Origin of the sequence: Caballeronia fortuita (assembly GCF_001544835.2) — a bacterium.
GTDB classification, from domain to species: Bacteria; Pseudomonadota; Gammaproteobacteria; order Burkholderiales; family Burkholderiaceae; genus Caballeronia; species Caballeronia fortuita.
Window position 1 is genome coordinate 104163 of sequence record NZ_FCNX02000007.1, and the last position, 17862, is coordinate 122024.

General features: G+C 64.3%; 15 protein-coding genes. 7 read left to right on the forward strand and 8 right to left on the reverse strand.

Going from position 1 to position 17862, the window contains the following annotated elements; all coding sequences use genetic code 11:
• Positions 1-11: 11 nt before the first annotated feature.
• From AWB77_RS14990 to AWB77_RS15005, 4 genes are all read right to left on the reverse strand, one after another.
• Complete coding sequence (locus tag AWB77_RS14990) at positions 12-1037, reverse strand: MraY family glycosyltransferase (RefSeq protein ID WP_061135238.1); 1026 nt, start codon at positions 1035-1037, stop codon at positions 12-14.
• A gap of 174 nt (positions 1038-1211) precedes the next feature.
• Positions 1212-2183, reverse strand: coding sequence for an NAD-dependent epimerase/dehydratase family protein (locus tag AWB77_RS14995; protein WP_061135239.1), 972 nt, complete (start codon positions 2181-2183; stop codon positions 1212-1214).
• Positions 2180-3034, reverse strand: coding sequence for a glycosyltransferase family 2 protein (locus AWB77_RS15000; RefSeq protein WP_061135240.1), 855 nt, complete (start codon positions 3032-3034; stop codon positions 2180-2182). Before AWB77_RS15000 ends, AWB77_RS14995 begins: the two co-directional genes overlap by 4 nt.
• 73 nt (positions 3035-3107) lie before the next feature.
• Complete coding sequence (locus tag AWB77_RS15005; RefSeq protein ID WP_061135241.1) at positions 3108-4496, reverse strand: YfdI family membrane protein; 1389 nt, start codon at positions 4494-4496, stop codon at positions 3108-3110.
• Positions 4497-4846: 350 nt separating this feature from the next.
• Here AWB77_RS15005 and AWB77_RS15010 point away from each other — a divergent pair, with 350 nt between their 5' ends.
• From AWB77_RS15010 to AWB77_RS15020, 3 genes are read left to right on the forward strand one after another with little or no spacing between them, the layout of a single operon-like run.
• A complete protein-coding gene (locus tag AWB77_RS15010) occupies positions 4847-6268 on the forward strand; it encodes a UbiA family prenyltransferase (RefSeq protein WP_061135242.1) in 1422 nt (473 codons plus the stop codon).
• Between the two features lie 3 nt (positions 6269-6271).
• Entirely contained in the window at positions 6272-7588 is a 1317-nt protein-coding gene (locus AWB77_RS15015; RefSeq protein WP_061135243.1) for an FAD-binding oxidoreductase, read from the forward strand.
• Entirely contained in the window at positions 7585-8325 is a 741-nt protein-coding gene (locus AWB77_RS15020) for an SDR family oxidoreductase (protein WP_061135244.1), read from the forward strand. The genes AWB77_RS15015 and AWB77_RS15020 overlap by 4 nt, the downstream gene beginning before the upstream one ends.
• On the opposite strand, the gene AWB77_RS15025 is transcribed toward AWB77_RS15020, so the two are convergent.
• The 3 genes from AWB77_RS15025 to AWB77_RS15035 form a co-directional block, all read right to left on the reverse strand.
• The gene (locus tag AWB77_RS15025; protein ID WP_061135245.1) at positions 8306-9616 is read right to left on the reverse strand and encodes an O-antigen ligase family protein; all 1311 of its coding nucleotides are present in this window, start codon (positions 9614-9616) and stop codon (positions 8306-8308) included. The genes AWB77_RS15020 and AWB77_RS15025 overlap by 20 nt on opposite strands.
• Positions 9617-9629: 13 nt before the next feature.
• Entirely contained in the window at positions 9630-10658 is a 1029-nt protein-coding gene (locus AWB77_RS15030) for a glycosyltransferase family 4 protein (RefSeq protein WP_061135246.1), read from the reverse strand.
• A gap of 344 nt (positions 10659-11002) precedes the next feature.
• Complete coding sequence (locus tag AWB77_RS15035; RefSeq protein ID WP_061135247.1) at positions 11003-11407, reverse strand: GtrA family protein; 405 nt, start codon at positions 11405-11407, stop codon at positions 11003-11005.
• Positions 11408-11572: 165 nt separating this feature from the next.
• Here AWB77_RS15035 and AWB77_RS15040 point away from each other — a divergent pair, with 165 nt between their 5' ends.
• The 4 genes from AWB77_RS15040 to AWB77_RS15055 all read left to right on the forward strand — a co-directional run bounded on the left by AWB77_RS15040 (position 11573) and on the right by AWB77_RS15055 (position 16691).
• Entirely contained in the window at positions 11573-12970 is a 1398-nt protein-coding gene (locus AWB77_RS15040; RefSeq protein WP_157694816.1) for a hypothetical protein, read from the forward strand.
• A gap of 63 nt (positions 12971-13033) precedes the next feature.
• On the forward strand, positions 13034-15334 hold the full coding sequence (locus AWB77_RS15045; RefSeq protein ID WP_063936509.1) for a hypothetical protein: 2301 nt from the start codon (positions 13034-13036) through the stop codon (positions 15332-15334).
• 8 nt (positions 15335-15342) lie between these two features.
• Entirely contained in the window at positions 15343-16293 is a 951-nt protein-coding gene (locus AWB77_RS15050; RefSeq protein ID WP_061135249.1) for a glycosyltransferase family 2 protein, read from the forward strand.
• A 2-nt stretch (positions 16294-16295) separates the two neighbouring features.
• Complete coding sequence (locus AWB77_RS15055) at positions 16296-16691, forward strand: GtrA family protein (protein ID WP_061135250.1); 396 nt, start codon at positions 16296-16298, stop codon at positions 16689-16691.
• 22 nt (positions 16692-16713) lie between these two features.
• Here the strand turns inward: AWB77_RS15055 and wecB are convergent, their stop codons facing one another.
• Complete coding sequence (wecB, locus tag AWB77_RS15060) at positions 16714-17841, reverse strand: non-hydrolyzing UDP-N-acetylglucosamine 2-epimerase (protein WP_061135251.1); 1128 nt, start codon at positions 17839-17841, stop codon at positions 16714-16716.
• Positions 17842-17862: the final 21 nt, after the last annotated feature.

The window sequence follows — 17862 nt, forward strand, 5'->3', positions numbered from 1 at the left end:
CGCACGGACCCTCAAGATTGTTCGGAATGGCGCGTCTCATGACGACGCCAATGCGCGTCGACCACCGCGCCCGCTGCCACAACCACGACTGTCCAGCCCGCAACCGCTGCCCACTGCCCCGTCGAGGAAAACCGTAGCGCCCAATTCGCGAGCATTATGCCCACCAGCATGAACAGATACCACGTGAGCGCGGTGCGCGCGTGCCCCATTCCGAGACGCACCATGCGCTGATAGTAATGCTCCCGATGCGCCTGCCAAAATTTTTCACCGCGCGACAGGCGTCTGAGCAGCGTGACCGTTGCATCGGCGATGAAAGGCGAAAACACCATCGCCGGAAACCAGACAGGCCACGCGCCACGCTGCCAGCCCCAGTAGCCGAGCGCGCCCGCGAGAAATCCCAACGGAATAGACCCGGCATCGCCCAGAAAAATCCGGGCCGGATAGAAGTTGAGCGTCAGGAAACCCGCCGCCGCACCCGCGATGGCCACGCTCGCCACGCCGAGATCGGCTTGCGGCGCGGGGCCGGCGAGCGCCGCGAGCGCGTAGCCGCCGAAGCCGAACAGCGCCATGCCGCCGGCGAGACCGTCCGAGCCGTCCATGAAGTTGTAGAGATTGACGAGCCACAGCATCAGAAAACCGACGACGGCGAGCGCCCACCACGGCACGTCCGCCGGATGCGCGACGATGACGAGCGCCACCGCGACCATGTGCGCCGCGAAGCGCACGCGCGCGGGCAGCCCGCGGCGGTCGTCGATCTGCGATACGGCCGCGAGGAACACCGCGCATGCCGCGACGAGCCACATCGACGGTGCGGCGACGAAGAGTGCGACGACCGCGACCGGCACGATGCCCCAGCCGCCGACGCGCGGCGTAGGCCGCTCGTGCAGCGAACGTTCGTTGGGGATATCGGTGGCGAGACGCCAGGCGAGGCCGGTGCGAAGGAGCGTGCGGAGAATCAGCGCGCACGCGGCGAACGCCAATATCGCGGCCGACATCGCGGCCAGACGCGGCGAAGCTTCAAGATACGAGTGCAGCATGCCTTGTTATGAGTTGTCGAAACGAGGCCCTGTCGTCCTGGCAATTCTTTTTTTCGGGGAAACCCCGAAGGATACGCGATCGGTCGTCGGTTCTGGTTATAAATATCTGACGATTAACGGAAAATCCGCGTTGCCGGTGTCGGAGCAGCCGGTATTCTAGCGTTCGCGAACCGCTTATCGAGCCTGCGTCGAACGGAACCACGCGGCGGTCGCGGCAAGACCTTCGTCGAGCGACAGGGGCGCATGCCAGCCGAGCGTCTCGCGGATGCGCCGCGAATCGACGCGCAGACTGCCGGTCAGCCGGTCGATCCGTGCGCTCTTGCCCGCGAGCCGCGCGACGCCGCGCAGAAGACCGGCCGGCACCGGCACGAGGCGCGCGGGCTTGCCGAGATGCTCGCCGAGCTTGCGCGCGAGTGCCGCGACGCTCGGGTCGTCGCCGTCGGTGACGTGGAACACGCGCCCGACGGCGCCGGGGTTGAGCGCGCATTCGATCGTCGCGCTTGCGAGATTGTCGACGGAAACGAGACTGCGGCGCGCATCGATGGCGCCGAGCGGCAGCGGAATGCCGCGCGCGATCGCACGCATCATCGCGAGGAAATTGGCGCGCACGCCCGGCCCGTAGACGAGCGGCGGGCGCACGATCGCGATTTCGAGCCCCGTGCGGCTGCCGAATTCGAGCAGCTTCACTTCGGCTTCGGCTTTCGACACGCCGTAGGCATCGGGCGGATGGCGCGCGTCGTCTTCGGTGAATGGGCGGCCGGGATCGCTTTCGCCGAGCGCCTTGATGCTGCTCATCAGCACGAAGCGCGTGACGCCCGCGCGCCGCGCGGCTTCGGCGGCGGCGAGCGTGCCGTCGACGTTGATCGCCCGATACGCCTCCAGCACCGCCTGCGATCGAGCAGCGGCATCGGCCATGACGTGCACGCGCGCGGCGAGATGGATCGCCGCGCTGCAGCCCGCGAAGGCGTCAGGCGCGATCGATTCGAGGCCGTCGATGAACCGCGTATCGACACCCGCCTCACACTGCGCGCCGCGCCGCACGAGCCCCGTCGCGCCGATACCGCGCACGATCAGCGCACGGCTCACCGCGCGGCCGACGAAGCCGTTCGCGCCCGTGATCGCGATGCGCCGCCCGGTTTCGCTCATAGCCATTTCCAGCCGAAGCGGTTGAAGAACCGGTACGCCGACGTGACGAAGAGCTTGATATGCACCGAGCCCTTCTTCGCCGCGCCGCCGCCGTGATGCAGGATGCGCACCGTCGGCACATACGCGATGCGCGCGACGCGGCGCGTACGCAGGCTCAGGTCGTAGTCCTCGAAATAGAGGAAATAGCGCGGATCGAAGCCGCCGAGCGACTTGAGGACATCCGTTCTGAAGAGCATGAAGCAGCCGCTCACGATCGGCGGATCCCACACGATATTGCTTTCGCCGATGACATCGCGCATCTCGTAGCGCGCGAGACGCCCCGCGAACGGCTTGCGCAGCACGGACGGCAGAAAGCCGCGCACGAACAGATCGAGCACGGTCGGATAGCGGCGGCAAAGGAACTGCTGACGGCCATCGTCGCCGCCGATCCACGGCGCGAGCAGGCCGGTTTCCGGCGATCCGTGCAGAAAGGCGAGCGCGCGGCGCAGGCCATCGGCGTTGAGTTCGACGTCGGGATTGAGGATCAGATGGAAGCGGCTGTTTGCGCGCGCGATCGCGAGATTGTGGCCGCGCCCGTAGCCGACATTGCCGTGTCCCTTGAGCACGATGGTGTCGAATTCGGCATCGGACGGCACCGGCAGATGCGCGAGCTCGCCCGGATTGCCGTTGTCGATCAGATACAGGCACGGGCGTCCGGCGACATCGTGCAGTTGCGCGAGCGCGGTTTCGAGCGTTTCGACGGTGCGCGCGAGCAACGCGGCGTCGGGCCGGTAGACGACGATGGAAATGCTGAGGGTGATGGCGGGATCGGCTTGCTGCGCCGATCCGTTCGACGGGGCGTTCGCGTTCATCGGACAAATGGGGCGTCCGCGCCACGAAAGGAAAACGGACCGCATCGACGGGTGGAAGACGCCAAGATTGTCCTCAATGTGGAGGGTTTCGGCAACCGGCGGGCGACGCCCGGCGCCACGCGAGCGACGACGCGAAAAAGAGCAGCGCGAGCGTCAGGCTGTAGTTCGCGCCGATCAGATGCTTCTCGATTTCGATGAAGCCGTCCGCCAGCGCGAGGCCGTATTGCACGAGTCCCCAGGCGGAGAACATGAGCCCGATCGCCGCGAGCGGATTCAGCCGCCGCCGGAAGCCGAGCGCCAGCGCGGCGCAGACGAACGCGGCGACGTTCATGTGATGCGCGAACACGACGGACCACAGTCGAAAGAGAGGGGCGCCGGCGAAGGACGGCGCGCCTTCGAGCTGCAATCCGTCGCGCGGGATGTCGATGCCGTTGCCGGCGTTCAGCGTAGCCAGCGCCAGTTCCGCGGCGAGACGCGGATGCGCGAGCAGCACGCGCGCGGTATCGGCGTAAGTCGGGCTCGCCCGGCGCATGCACGCGCCGCCTTCGTCGGTGAAGCCGATCACGCCGACGCATTCGTTGAAGACCGGCTTGCCGCCGATCGCCTTCAGTTCGACGCCCTCGCGCTCCTTGAGCACTTTCAACGCACCGTAATACAGCGCGTGATACTGGTTGATGCTTCTGTTCTCGCTCAGTTTCGCCGGCATGAACGCGAGCGCGGTCGCGACGGCCGCGGCCACGATGACGCCCCGGCGACGCTGCCATACGAACGGCGCGACGATCATCGGCGCAAGGAAATAGGCCGTCTTGGACAAGCCGACGACGAGCGCGATGCCGATCGCCGTATAGGCGTATCGGCGGATGCCGGTCACGCGCGCGAGATAGACAAACACGGCCATGACCGGCAGGCCGAAGATCATCATCTGCTCTTCGAAGAACGAATTCAGGAACGCGGCGAATGCGGAGGCGAGCATGATCGGCGTCGCGAGGAACAGATACGTCCATGCCGCACGATGTCCGCCGTTTCTGCGGATCATATGAAACATGGCGATGAATCCGCTCACATAGACGAGCCGCCCGGGAATGGATCCGGCGATGACCGAGTACGTGCTCAGGCTGCCGGTCGTTACGATGGAAAACGCGGCCTGCACGAGCATCCATGCTTTCTGGCTCGATATCGAGTAGAAGTTGCGGAAGTTCGAGAGGTGCGGATAGTACGACCAGTCATTGATCCATGTATGGAAGAAGCGGCGGTTCCATTCAGGCGAGTTCACCACCGGCACGCCCGATGGCCAGCCCGCCGGTCCTTCGATGAGAAAGCCGAAGGTCCGGCTGAAGTCGCCGTTGTCGGCGAGACCGGTGAAGAGATGCAGTGAGAATACGGCGCACAGGACCGCGATATAGGCCAATGCCGTGATGTTCGACCTGGCGACTTTTCGAAACAGCGGCAGAAACAGCGACACTATCGGCCCCGACCTGGTAGACGGGTGGCATTGTAACGTTTGACCGAACGGCCCTGTCCAGCCGCCGGACGGTTTTGGATCGAAGGAAGGATCGGATAGAATTCTTTGTCGGCGTGTCGATCGCGACGCCGCAAGCGCATATGCAGCCAGCGGCCGGATCGAAGCGCGGGCGCTTTGGAAAGACCATCCGGGTTACAGGCCGATTCACCGATGGCTTCGCGCCACCAAAGGAGTGATGACTTGTTGCCGCTTTCTGAGTCCGCTGCCGCGTCGAAACGAGTCAACAGCCTTCTATCGGTCCCGCTTCGGGTCTCGCCGCAGACCCTGCCCGCCAGCCACTCGCGAACTGCATGAGCAAGCCCATCGTCGTCGATCTCGATGGCACGCTGATTCACTCCGACATTCTCGTCGAGAGCGGATTCGCGTATCTGAGATCCTTTCCCCAGAAGTTCTACAAGCCGCTGCAATGGCTTTCCAGCGGCGGCAAATCCGCGCTCAAGTCGCGGCTCGCCCAACACGTGAGCATCGATGTCGCGACCTTGCCGTATAACGCGCAGGTCATCGCGTGGCTGGAGGAAATGCGCAGCGCCGGCCGCACGATCGCGCTCGCGACCGCGAGTCACGAGTCGTTCGCACAACGCATCGCCGAACATCTCGGCCTCTTCGATCGCGTCTTCGCCACCGACGAGCAGGTGAATCTTTCGTCGCACAGGAAGCGCGACCGGCTCGTCGCGGAGTATGGCGAGAAAGGTTTCGACTACGTCGGCAATTCGCACGACGATATCGCCGTCTGGCAAGCCGCCGACCGCGCCTATGTCGTCAATCCGCATGCGGGCGTCGTGCGCGCGGCCGGCAAGAGCGACAACATCGAACAGGTCTTCGAGAATCGCCCGCCTTCGCACAAGGTCTGGGCGAAGGCGCTGCGCCTGCATCAATGGCTCAAGAACCTGCTGATATTCGTGCCGCTGCTCGCGGGCCACAAGCTGGGTTCGCCCGAGCTTGTCGGCGCGGCCGTGCTCGCGTTCTTCGCGTTCGGGCTGTGCGCGTCGAGCGTGTATCTGCTCAACGATCTGTTCGATCTCGAAGACGACCGCCATCATCCGGTCAAGAAGAATCGTCCGCTCGCCGCCGGCACCATGCCGCTGCTCTGGGGCGTCGGGCTCTGTCCAGTGCTGTTGATCGCCGCGTTCGCGATATCGCTCGCGTTACTGCCGTGGCGCTTCAACGCGGTGCTGCTCGGCTATTACGCGCTGACGCTCGCCTACTCGCTCGCGCTCAAGCGTCACGTGATGGTCGATGTCGTCACGCTCGCCGCGCTCTACACGCTGCGCATCATCGCGGGCACCGCCGCGATCGGCGTGCATCTGACGTTCTGGCTGCTCGCCTTCTCGATGTTCTTCTTCCTGAGCCTGGCGCTCGTCAAACGCTATGCCGAACTGCACGCGACGCTCAAGGCCGGCCGCGAAAAGACGCGCGGGCGCGGCTATATGTCGAGCGATCTTTCCGTGGTGTCATCGCTCGGCGCCGCGTCCGGCTACCTCTCCGTGCTCGTGCTCGCGATGTATATCCAGGACGAACGCACGGCGGCGCTCTACCGGCATCCGCAATACATCTGGTTCGCCTGTCCCGTCATGCTCTACTGGATCAGCCGCACCTGGCTGATCGCGCATCGCGGCGAGATGAACGACGATCCCATCGTCTTCGCGGCGCGCGACCGGATCAGCCTGCTCGTCGTCGCGCTGTGCGGCTTTGCCTTCTGGCTAGCGATCTGACCGATGAGCGAACTGCTTTCCTGGGGACGCTACCCGCGCCTGCCGCAGACCGCGCACGCCGCGCACTGGCGCGACGAAGCGCTGAGGCAATGGCGCGACGTGCAGGACGCGCACGGCACGACGCTCGCGTTCGGCAACGGCCGCAGTTACGGCGACGTCTGCCTCGCGAGTTCGAATCACGTCTTCCAGACGCTCGCGCTCGACCGGATCATCGCCGCCGACTGGACGCACGGCATCGTGCGCGCCGAGCCCGGCATCACGTTCGAGCAGATTCTCGCGCTCGCCGTGCCGCGCGGCTGGATGTTGCCCGTCACGCCCGGCACGAAGTACGTGACGCTCGGCGGCGCCATCGCCAACGACGTGCACGGCAAGAATCATCATGTGCGCGGCACGTTCGGACGGCATGTGCGCGCGTTCGGTCTCGCGCGCAGCGATGGCACGATCATCGAATGCTCGCCCGAATCGAACCCGGAGATGTTCAGTGCGACGATCGGCGGGCTCGGCCTCACCGGGCTCATCCTGTGGGCCGAGTTTTCGTTGATGCCGATCCGCACGAGTCTCATCGACGTGACGAGCATCCGTTTCGGCAAGCTCGACGAGTTCTTCGAACTGTCGGAAGCGTACGACGCGAAGCACGAATACTGCGTCGCGTGGGTCGATTGCGCGAGCCGCGGAGCTGCGCTCGGACGCGGCATCTTCATGGCGGGCGATCACGCGATCCACGGCTCGCTCGATGTCGAGCATCGCAACAAGCGGCGCGTGCCGTTCACGCCGCCCGTCTCGCTCATCAACGGCGTCACGTTGCGCGCGTTCAACGAGCTGTATTACCGCAAGCAGCGCAAGCCGATCGAGCTTTCGCGCGTCGGTTACGACGGCTATTTCTATCCGCTCGACAGCCTGCTCGAATGGAACCGCATCTACGGGCCGCCAGGGTTTCAGCAGTATCAATGCGTCGTGCCGGCAGCGAGTGCGGGCGATGCGGTGCGCGCGATGCTCGATCGCATTTCATCGAGCGGCACGGGTTCGTTTCTCGCGGTGCTCAAGCGTTGCGGCGGCATTTCATCGCCCGGTCTGCTGTCCTTTCCGATGGAAGGCACGTCGCTCGCGCTCGACTTTCCGCAGCACGAGATGCGTAATTCGCACCTTTTCGACGCGCTCGACACCATCGTGCGCGAAGCCGGCGGACGCATCTATCCGGCCAAGGACGCGCATATGTCGGGCGCCGATTTCCGCGCCGCCTATCCTCAATGGCAGCAGCTCGAGTCGCTTCGCGATCCCGCGATGCTGTCGCATTTCTGGAAACGAATGACCGGCTTATGAAGAACATCGTCATCGTGGGCGCTACGTCCGCCATCGCCATCGCCTGCGCGCGCGAATGGGCCGCGAAAGGCGCGCGCTTCTTTCTCGTCGCGCGCAATCAGGAACGCATGGAGCAGGTCGCCGCTGATTTGACCGCGCGCGGGGCTGCGTCGGCTATTGCGTATCGGCTCGATATCGACAAGCTCGACGATCACGCCGCGATGCTCGCCGACTGCGCCGCGCACATGGATTCGATCGATATCGTGCTGGTCGCCTCGGGCACCTTGCCGGATCAGGCCGCCTGTCAGAGCGATCCGGCCGTCGCGGTGCGCGAGTTTCATACCAATGCGCTTTCGTTGATCGCGCTGCTTACACCCATCGCCAATCGGCTCGAAGCGCAGCGGCACGGCACGCTCGCGGTAATTTCGTCGGTGGCGGGCGATCGCGGACGGCCGTCGAATTATCTGTACGGCAGCGCGAAGGCCGCGTTGCAGGCGTTTCTGGAAGGCTTGCGCGCGCGGCTTTTCAAGGTGGGCGTGCATGTTGTCGACATCAAACCCGGCTTCGTCGCCACGCCGATGACCGAAGGGCTGCCGCTGCCCGGTCCGCTCGTCGCGACGCCCGAGAAGGTCGCGAAGGATATCGTGCGCGGCATCGACAGGAAGAAGGACGTGCTTTATACGCCGTGGTTCTGGTGGGCAATCATGCTCATCATCCGCAACGTGCCGCGCTTCGTGTTCAAGCGGGCTTCGCTTTAGGCGCGGGAGAAGGTGCGGAAGACGTAGCGCGTGCGCTGTAGATCGAGATCCCGCTCAACAAGATGAGAAAGTTGCCTTCCGTGAAGTTGAGCAGGAGCGAGTTGGCCAGACAACCGACGAAAAACGCGATCAGATAGCCGTGAACCACGGCACGCGCGAGCGGATCGATGCGCCGGCATTCCTTGTGAAGCGCGTAGAGCAGCCACAGAAAAAGCGCGATGCCTATCGAGCCGAGCTGTACGCCCATCAACAGAAATTCATTGTGCGGATTGCTGGCCATGACGGCCTCGCCGCCCGTCTGATTCTTCGCGAAACGTTCGAATTCGGGTAGCACGCTGCCCACGCCGTAGCCGGCGACCGGCCGTTCCATGAACAACTCGACACTCCGTCGATAAAACTCGAGCCGCACGCCCGCCGACGTGACCGAATTGTGCTGCCTGAAGCTGGCGATCTCGCGGCCTGTATCGGCAAGGCGCGAATCTTCCGACGTGAACGCGTGATAAGCGAGCGCCGCGCACGCGACCATGACGGCGACCGTCGCGACGGCGCGCACGCGATCGATGTTTCCTCGCTTCAGTTGCATCAGCCATCGCGCCACGAACATCAGAATGTAGACGAACGCCACGACCTGGCCCGTTCGCCCTTGCAGCACGAACAGCACGTTGACCAGCGCGAGCAATGCGTTCAGATTCAGCAGCCAACGCCAGAAGGGCCTGTTCGCCGTGCCGCCGAGCGCCATCGACAGATACGCGAGAAAGGCCATCATCAGCCCGCCCGAGATGTGATCCTTGAAGACCCAGGCCTTGCTCACCGGGCCTTGCGCGCCATGCATCGGGCCGACGGCGGTCCAGCCGAAGAAATTCGTGAAGGTCAGCACCATCGTGACGGTCAGCGAGCCAAAGAGCGCCCACATCGCCGCGCGGCCCCACTTCGAAGCTTCTCCGCCTTGCAACACGGCGAAGAGAATCGGAAGCAGCAAGAGCTTCCGGTACTTGAGCAGAATCTTGACCGCTTCGCTCATGTGCGCGGTCGTGTAGATTAGGCTCGCGGCGAGCGCCACGAACAGCGCCACTGCCGCGACAATCGCGGGCGAGGTGACGAGTCTGGACACCGCGCGCCACGCTTCGGGCGCGCACAGCGCAAATAAGACCATGAGCGCGATCGCGAGATTGAGCCCTGCCGTGGAAAGCGGTACGGCGGCGAGCGCGAGCACAGCCGAGCATCGCGCGAGCAGCAGCGGCCAGGATATCGTACGTTCCGGGCCGCTTGGATCGAAGAGCGTCAATGCCATGTGTCTGCTCGCCTCAGTCGGTCTCGTGCGCCATCGCATGGCCGTGATAGAACTGCGAGCGGCACGCCAGCGCGCTGCGTGAATACAGTTCTTCCACGGTGCGTCGCGCGTTTGCGCCGATTCGCGCGCGCAATGCCGGCTGTTGCAGAAGTTGGCGCATCATTTGCCGCGCTTCTTCCGCAGTATCGAAAAGAAAGCCGTTCTCGTTGTGCCGGATGCTGTCCGCGTAGCCGCCGCGTCGATGGCAAACCACCGGCAGCGCGCACGCCATAGCCTCGAACACCACGCGCCCGAACGTTTCGACGTGGCTGCCCGTGCGGTAATAGAAAACGTCGAGCGAGCGCAGATAATCGGCTGAAGCCATGGCGCCTTCGGGCGTGAGTTCGAGATGCGCGCCCGCTCCGGTCTGGTCCGCGAGGCATGTCGCGCCTTGGAGCTTCACGCGCGCGCCCGCCTCCGTCCATTCGCGATACAGCGCCAGATCTTCCTGATCGTGTTTGGCGAGCGAGTCGCGGCTCAGCCGGCCGATCACCGGCCGTGCGTTCGCTGTCCGCTTCGCGGGCGTGAAGCAGTCGATGTCGATCGGCGACGGATGCACGACGCCGGGCATACCGAGCAGCGTCTTCTGGAAATCGGAGATGAACACGTATTCGGTTTCGGGCCAACGCAGCAGCGCCGGATGTTGCGACGTCATCGCGAGAATCTTCGGATGGAACGTGTTGAACACGTAGATGAGCCGCCGCGGACGGGGCACGACGAATGGCCACAATTTGTTGCGCCAGTGCGCGCCGACGAAAACGAAGGTGTCTGCTTCGGAGAACGTGCCGGGTCCCGTTCCGACACGTCGGCGGCTCGCGTGCGCGAGCGTGATGCGCTCGATCCCATGCTGCTTGCACAGCGGGACCGAACAGCGCGTAGAAGTCGCCCATAGCTTGACTTCGCCCTGCTCGCGAAGCTGATCTGCGAGCGCGAGCGCTTCGAGCTCGCTGCCTCCGTAAGGGCTGAGGAATCCGTTGAAAACGTGTATGACCTGGTGCTTCATGAAAAACAGCGGAGCTGGCCCGCTCTGACGGGCAGTGAACGATCGTCACATCAGCGACGAATGAGCGATTTCGGTAAAAGCTCGAGTTGGCGCAAGCGCGATGTCTATTTCGGATGACTTATCAAGACAGCCGCCGTGCGATCGCGACATAGCGGCGGTCTAGCCGGCGAGGATTGAAAGCGGTTGGGCCGCCCACGAAATCTCGCTGGGGTCTCGCCGCTTCGTCCGCGGTTCGGCGGCGATGATTCTACTGGACGAAAACGGCGCAAAGACAGCGATCGAACGCAACAAGTTGATTTTCCACAGAAAATCACATACCGCCGGGCAGCGTGCCGCGCTTCCCTTCAGGCGCGCGAAAAACTCCGGAACACGTACCGCTTATCGAGCCGGTACTTGATCACATACCCGATCGCCAGGCCGATACACCCGCCCACATAGCGCATCTGCGCCGTGCCGAAGACGTGGTTGAAGCCGAATTCCACGCCCCAGAAAATTGCGGTCGTCACGAGACCCATGCTCACGTAGAGCGTGAACATGGTCGCGTCGTGGCGCGCGTTTTCCGCCTTAAAGCGGAAGATCCATTTCTTGTCGAGCAAATATTTCACGACGAGACCGACGCCCGTCCCCACGAACACCGACAGCAAAATATGGTACGGGCCGTCGTAGACGCGCGTCGTGAGGTCCTGCGCGCCGATGTTGGCGAGTGTGGCGATGGCGGCAAAAAGCGAGTAAAGCAACACGAGTTGCATGTCGATTCCGGTTGAAGAGGCGGCGCCCGGGCAAAGGCGCCCGCGGGCGCGTTCAATTGTGTCACAGCGTCCACGACGGCCGCGCGAAGCGCCGGGCGAACTTCGGGCTGCGTGCGCGAATCAAATGCGATTACGCGCACGCATCCCGCGAAAGGAGTCCCGCTTGTGAACCACACGTTACGATTCGATGCGGCCAGAAAAGCGCTTCTGTATGTGAGCGCCAGCATCTGCGCGATGATGCTCGCGGCTTATGTCACGATCATCGGCCGGTCGTACTTCTTTCAGGACGATTTCCAGTTCTGGCCCGTCTACGCGACGATCAAGCTCTCCGCGCTCTTCGATCCCGCGACCAACTTCGGTCGCCCCGTCACGCGCGACCTCTACTTCTATCTGGTCTCCCATCTGCTGGGAATGGACAGCAGCAACTTCTTCTATTTCAATCTGGCGATTATCGCGGGCGTCTGTGTCTTCATCTATCGGATGCTGCGCGCCTTCGAACTCGATCCGGTCATCGCCGCCGCGGCGGCCGCGATCTACTTCTACATGCCGCCGACCATCCCGCACGCGTCATGGATATCGAACTCGCAACACACGATCGCTCATCTGTTCTCGTTCTGGTTCATCGCTGCGGTCGTGCGCGGCGTGGAATCGGGAAGCGTCCGCATCATCCGCGCGGCGCTCGTCTATCTGCTGGCGATGTTCTCGAACGTCTCGTCGCTCTTCGCGCTGATTTTCGTCGGCATCTACCTGCTGTTGCGCCATCGCCGCGCATCCGTTTCGCGATTCATCCCGCTCATGGCGACGCTCGGCGTGCTGGCCGCATGCACGATCGCGTGGTCGCTTGCGATCTCCCACAGCGCGCCCGTCTACTACAAGCCCGATCTGTCGCTCGCGCATTCGATCGCGCGCGCCCACTATTACGACGATCTGTTGAGCAAGGGCATGATCGGCGCCTGGTATCGGCTGCTCTTCGCGGCTGTGATCGCGCTCACGGTCGTCAATCTCAGGCGCAATTACCTGCTGACGCTGCCGCTGGCGGGCGCCTTCGTCACCGCGTTCGCGATGCTCTTTTTTCTGGGCGACCAGCGCACGCTCGGCTACCTCGCGATCCCGTACATCGCGCTGGCTCTCATGTTGTTCGGCAACTACGCGGCACCGGTCTGGCGCGCGCATGAATGGCGCTCGCCGATACTGCTGTCGCTGAGCTTTCTCTTCATCTTCTATTCGACCGAAAACGGCACGCCGTATCGCAACGACTTCATGTCGTCGCCATACGGAGCCGGAATCAGGGACGTTCAGAATGCCGTCCGAAACGTGCGGATTGCGCACGACACGACGTTCTGCTTCGCGCCGGACCGGCCGCCGCGCGATCCAGGCGTAGCTCCGTTCTGGCTTTTTCTCGGCAGCGGCAGTGCGTTCTCGCTCGTCGATTACGGCGACACGCTCACGCGACAGTTCCTTTACTACACGGACCCGCGTTGCGTCGCGCCGGACGTCGTGCGCGTGGCCGTCAGCCAGTCGGGCTCGATCGTCGCCGTCACGGGCATCGCCATGCCGAAGTAAACCCGTGCGCGCGGGCCGGGATGATAGGATCGCCTGCCGAAGCACATTCCGACCGCGCCGACCATGCCCCGCACGACCATCGACGGATCCGACGACCGCCTGAAGTCCATGCTGCTGTGCGTCGGCATCCTGGTATTCGCGCCGATTCTCGCGCGCGCGCCGCTCCTTCTCGGTCTGCTTATCGCCGACCCGGCGCTGCTCTACGGCGGACTCGCCGACGGTCTGCGCGCCGGTCCGCTCGGCGGCTTCCCGCCCTTTCCGACCATCGATCCGAACATCGCGTTCACGAGCCACGCGCTCGGTCACCGCGCCGCGCTCGATGTCCTCGGCCGTCACATCCCCTGGTGGAATCACTTCGAGGGTGTGGGCACGCCGCTCGTCGGCGAGATGCAGGCCGCGGCGCTCTTTCCGCTGACCTGGCTGCTCGTGTTCGACAACGGCCAGTTGTACATGCACATCACGCTGCAGATCATCTCCGGTCTTGCGACCTGGGCGCTGCTGCGCAGGATCGGCTGTTCGAAGCTCGCGGCCGTCGCCGCGGCGCTGGCGTTCGAATTCAACGGCACGTACGCGTGGCTCGCGAACGCCGTCATCAATCCGATTCCCTTCCTTCCGCTCACGTTGCTCGGCATCGAGTTGCTGCATGAGCGCGTCGCGCGAGCGAAGGCCGGCGGCTATGCGTTGCTGTCGACCGGTCTCGCGGCATCGCTCTATGCGGGCTTTCCGGAAGTCGCCTATCTCAACGGTCTTCTGATCCTCGTCTGGACGCTCGTGCGAAGCGCCGCCCTGCCGTCCGCCGATCGATGGATCTTCCTGCGGCGCGTGGTCATCGGCGGCATTGCGGCGCTCGCGATCAGCGCGCCCGTCCTCGTTCCGTTCTTCGATTTCCTGCCGCTCGCCAACACCGGCGGACATGAAGGCAGCGGCTTCGAGTCGATTCACCTGAGTCCCGGCTTGCTCGTCGGCACGCTGGCGCCGTATGCGTTCGGCGCGATCTTCCAGCTTCCCGAACACGCGGGCTACTGGGGCGCCGTCGGCGGCTATGCGGGCTGCGTGCTGGTCGCGCTCGCCTTCGCCGGCGCGGCGGGGCACGCGCATCGCGGGCTGCGCATCGCGCTCGTCTTGTGGGTTGTAGTGACCGTCGGCATCTCATACGGATTTCCCGGCTCCAGCGTGATCGTGAAAATCGTGCCGGGGCTGAAGGTCGCTGCTTATTTCCGCTATCTGCCGCCGTCGTGGGAGTTCGCGCTATGCGTGCTCGCCGGTTTCGCGCTCACCGACGTCGCCCGCGAAGGCGGATCGCGCGCGCTCAGGATCGCCGTCGCGTTCGTCGCGCTCGCAGTGGTCGCCGCCATCTGGACGACGTATCGGCACGGCATGAGTCTTCACGGACGGCTCGCGCTCGGCAGTGCGATTTTCGTCGCCGTCATCGTGCTGGCGATGGCCGCGCTCGCATGGCGCGCGCGCACCGGTGAAACGCGACGGCGTGCGCTGGCCGTGCTTCTCGCGCTGGAGGCCGTGGTCTACTTCGTGATCCCGACGCTCAGCGCGCCGTCTCGCGGAACCGTCGTGCTCGACGGCGTGCGCTACCTGCAAAAGAATCTCGGAATGCAGCGCTTCGTGACGCTCGGCCCCGTGCAGCCGAACTACGGCGCGTATTACGGCATCGCATCGATCAACCACAACGATCTGCCGATACCGCGAGCCTGGACCGACTACGTCGAACGCCATCTCGACAGCAACGCGCCGCCGATTCTCTTCACCGGCAGCAGCCGCCAGGATCCGGCCGGGCCATCGGCGGCCGATCAACTGATCGCCAATCTCGATGCGTACCGGCGCGTCGGCGTCCGTTACGTGCTCGCGCCGAAGGAGGCGCTCGGGCTGCCCGCGTTCGCATCGCTCGCCCGCCACGCCGGCGCGCCGGATGCATCGCTCGAGCCGGTCTTCGACGACAAGGTCATGCGTGTGTTCGAGCTTTCGAATCCCGCGCCCTACTTCAGCGCGCCGGGCTGCACGCTGATCGCGAATGCGCGCAATAGCGTCGATGCCGACTGCGAGAACGCGTCGACGCTCACGCGCCTCGAACTCTTCATGCGCGGCTGGCACGCGAGCGTGAACGGCGAGGCCGCGCGCATCGGACAAACCGGCGAGATCTTTCAGCGCGTCGCGCTGCCGCCCGGACGGTCGGCAGTCCGTTTCGAATTCGTTCCGCCGTTCATGAACTGGGCGTGGACCGCATTCGTGATCGGCTGGGTGCTCGTGGCGATCGGCTTTGTTGCGCCCTTCGGCACGCCGCGCGGCGCTCGGCCGGACCAGCCGGACCCGCCGCCGGGCGGGCCGTCCCCGCGTGCAGGTGTGCAATAATTCTGCGCATGAATACGGGCGAAAAACCTTATCCGCGCATCGCGGTCGTCATTCCTTGCTACAACGAGGAAGCCGCCATCGCGAGCGTCGTGCGCGACTTCAGGCAGAGCCTGCCCACGGCCGAAATCTACGCGTTCGACAACAACTCTTCCGACGACACCGCCCGCGTGGCGCGCGAAGCAGGCGCGCAAGTCATCGCGGTGCCGCTTCAGGGCAAGGGCAATGTCGTGCGCAGAATGTTCGCCGATGTCGAGGCCGACGTGTATGTCATGGTCGACGGCGACGCGACCTACGATGCATTCGCCGCGCCCGCGCTCGTCGATCTCCTGATCGACAAGCATCTGGACATGGTCGTAGGCTCGCGTCTGAGCGACGAGGAAACCGCCTACCGGCTCGGGCATCGCTTCGGCAATGTACTGCTCACGCGCTGCGCCGCCACGATCTTCGGCAAGACCTTTCGCGACATGCTCTCCGGTTATCGCGTGTTCTCGCGCCGCTATGCGAAGAGCTTTCCGGCGCACTCCGCGGGTTTCGAGATCGAAACCGAGCTGGCCGTTCACGCGCTGAGCCTGAGAATGCCCGTCGCCGAACTGGAGACGAGCTACAAGTCGCGTCCTGAAGGCTCCGAAAGCAAGCTGAACACGTATCGCGACGGCTTTCGCATCCTGATGACCATTCTGAAGCTTTTCAAGACGGAGAAGCCGCTCGCGTTCTTTTCGTCCGGCTTCTTCGTGTGCGCGGTGCTGTCGGTGGCGCTCGCCATCCCGGTGTTCGAAACGTTCTTCGAAACCGGGCTCGTGCCGCGCGTGCCCACGGTGATTCTCAGCAGCGGCCTGATGCTTTTCGGCGCAATCCTGCTGATCTGCGGCATCGTCCTCGATACCGTCACGCGCGGCCGCAACGAGGCCAAGCATTTCGCCTATCTGTCGGTGCCCGTCGTGCGCCGGCAGCCGCGCTGACCATGCGCCAGTTCATCCGCTTCGCGATCGCCGGCGCGATCGGCTTTCTCGTCGATTCCGGCGTGCTCTATGCGATGCTCGCGCTCGGCACGGGCCTCTATGCCGGACGGCTGATCTCGTTCCTGTGCGCGGCCTTCGTGACGTGGCGCATCAACCGCCGCTTCACGTTCACGAAGGGGCACCGGCATTCCGCGTGGCGCGAATGGTACGAGTATCTCGCCGCGATGATGTTCGGCGGCCTGTGCAACTACGGCGCCTATGTGCTCGCGATGAGAGCGCTGCCGCACTCGGGGACGGGGCCGCTCATCGCGGTCGCGATCGGTTCGGTCGCCGGCATGTTCGTCAACTTCGCGACGGCGCGGCTGTGGGTGTATCGACCGGGCAAGAGCCGCTCGTAAACGGGCAGTGCCCGGCCGATCTTCACGCGAGCGTGCGCAGCACGGAGACGATCTGCTGCCCCGCCGTTCCGTCGCCGAACGGATTCTTTCCCGCCGACATCGCCTGGTAGGCGCTCTCGTCGTCGAGCAGACGCGAGACTTCGGACACGATGCGCTCCACGCGCGTACCGACCAGCTTGTTCACGCCCGCATCGACGCCTTCGGGTCGCTCGGTGACATCGCGCATGACGAGCACCGGCTTGCCGAGCGCCGGGCCTTCCTCCTGAATGCCGCCGGAGTCCGTGAGAATCACGTGGCTCGCGTTCATCAGCTTCAGGAACGGCTTGTACGTGAGCGGCTCTTCCAGATAGATGCCGGGCTGCCCGCTCAGCACGCGATTGACCGTCTCGCGCACCTTCGGATTCAAATGCACCGGATAGATGATCCGGTCTTCCGGATAGCGCAGCGACAGCTCGCTCAACGCCTTGCAGATATTCTCGAAGCCTTCGCCGAAGCTCTCGCGCCGATGCCCCGTGACGAGCACGATGCGCCGCTTCTCCGCAATCGCCGCCTCCACGCGCGGCGGCAGCGCGACCTGTTCGTTCTTCAGACGCTCGAGCATCAGATACAGCGCATCGACGACGGTATTGCCGGTCACGTGAATCTGATGCGCAGGCACGTGCTCGGCGAGCAGGTTATCGCGCGATAGCGTCGTCGGCGCGAAGTGCACGTCGGTCACGAGCGACGTGACGCGGCGATTCAGCTCTTCGGGGAACGGCGCGCGCATGTCGCGGCTGCGCAGCCCCGCCTCGATATGCGCGACCTTGATCTTGCGATAGAACGCCGTCAGCGCCGCGACCTGCACGGTCATCGTATCGCCCTGCACGACGACGACATCGGGATGCTCGGCTTCGAGAAACGCGTCGATGGCGGTGAAGAGCCGCGAGCTGAGGCCGGCGAGCGTCTGGTTCTGCGCCATGACATCGAGGCTCGCATCGGGCGCGACGCCGAAATCGGCGAATGCCTGCATCAGCATTTCGCGATGCTGACCGACCGAGCACAGGCACGATTCGAATTCGTCCGATGCATCGCGCAGCGCGCGCACTGTGGAGATGACCTTGATCGCTTCGGGCCTCGTGCCCGCGAATACGACGACTTTTTTCTTACGCATGATCGTTCAACCCTCTGTGAA

What these genes read in the sequence shown, in the direction of transcription:
- AWB77_RS15015 (WP_061135243.1), top strand. Translation starts at nt 6,272, where the DNA reads ATGAGCGAACTGCTTTCCTGGGGACGCTACCCGCGCCTGCCGCAGACC.
- AWB77_RS14990 (WP_061135238.1), bottom strand. Translation starts at nt 1,037, where the DNA reads ATGCTGCACTCGTATCTTGAAGCTTCGCCGCGTCTGGCCGCGATGTCG.
- AWB77_RS15010 (WP_061135242.1), top strand. Translation starts at nt 4,847, where the DNA reads ATGAGCAAGCCCATCGTCGTCGATCTCGATGGCACGCTGATTCACTCC.
- wecB (WP_061135251.1), bottom strand. Translation starts at nt 17,841, where the DNA reads ATGCGTAAGAAAAAAGTCGTCGTATTCGCGGGCACGAGGCCCGAAGCG.
- AWB77_RS15050 (WP_061135249.1), top strand. Translation starts at nt 15,343, where the DNA reads ATGAATACGGGCGAAAAACCTTATCCGCGCATCGCGGTCGTCATTCCT.
- AWB77_RS14995 (WP_061135239.1), bottom strand. Translation starts at nt 2,183, where the DNA reads ATGAGCGAAACCGGGCGGCGCATCGCGATCACGGGCGCGAACGGCTTC.
- AWB77_RS15035 (WP_061135247.1), bottom strand. Translation starts at nt 11,407, where the DNA reads ATGCAACTCGTGTTGCTTTACTCGCTTTTTGCCGCCATCGCCACACTC.
- AWB77_RS15000 (WP_061135240.1), bottom strand. Translation starts at nt 3,034, where the DNA reads ATGAACGCGAACGCCCCGTCGAACGGATCGGCGCAGCAAGCCGATCCC.
- AWB77_RS15055 (WP_061135250.1), top strand. Translation starts at nt 16,296, where the DNA reads ATGCGCCAGTTCATCCGCTTCGCGATCGCCGGCGCGATCGGCTTTCTC.
- AWB77_RS15025 (WP_061135245.1), bottom strand. Translation starts at nt 9,616, where the DNA reads ATGGCATTGACGCTCTTCGATCCAAGCGGCCCGGAACGTACGATATCC.
- AWB77_RS15030 (WP_061135246.1), bottom strand. Translation starts at nt 10,658, where the DNA reads ATGAAGCACCAGGTCATACACGTTTTCAACGGATTCCTCAGCCCTTAC.
- AWB77_RS15020 (WP_061135244.1), top strand. Translation starts at nt 7,585, where the DNA reads ATGAAGAACATCGTCATCGTGGGCGCTACGTCCGCCATCGCCATCGCC.
- AWB77_RS15045 (WP_063936509.1), top strand. Translation starts at nt 13,034, where the DNA reads ATGCCCCGCACGACCATCGACGGATCCGACGACCGCCTGAAGTCCATG.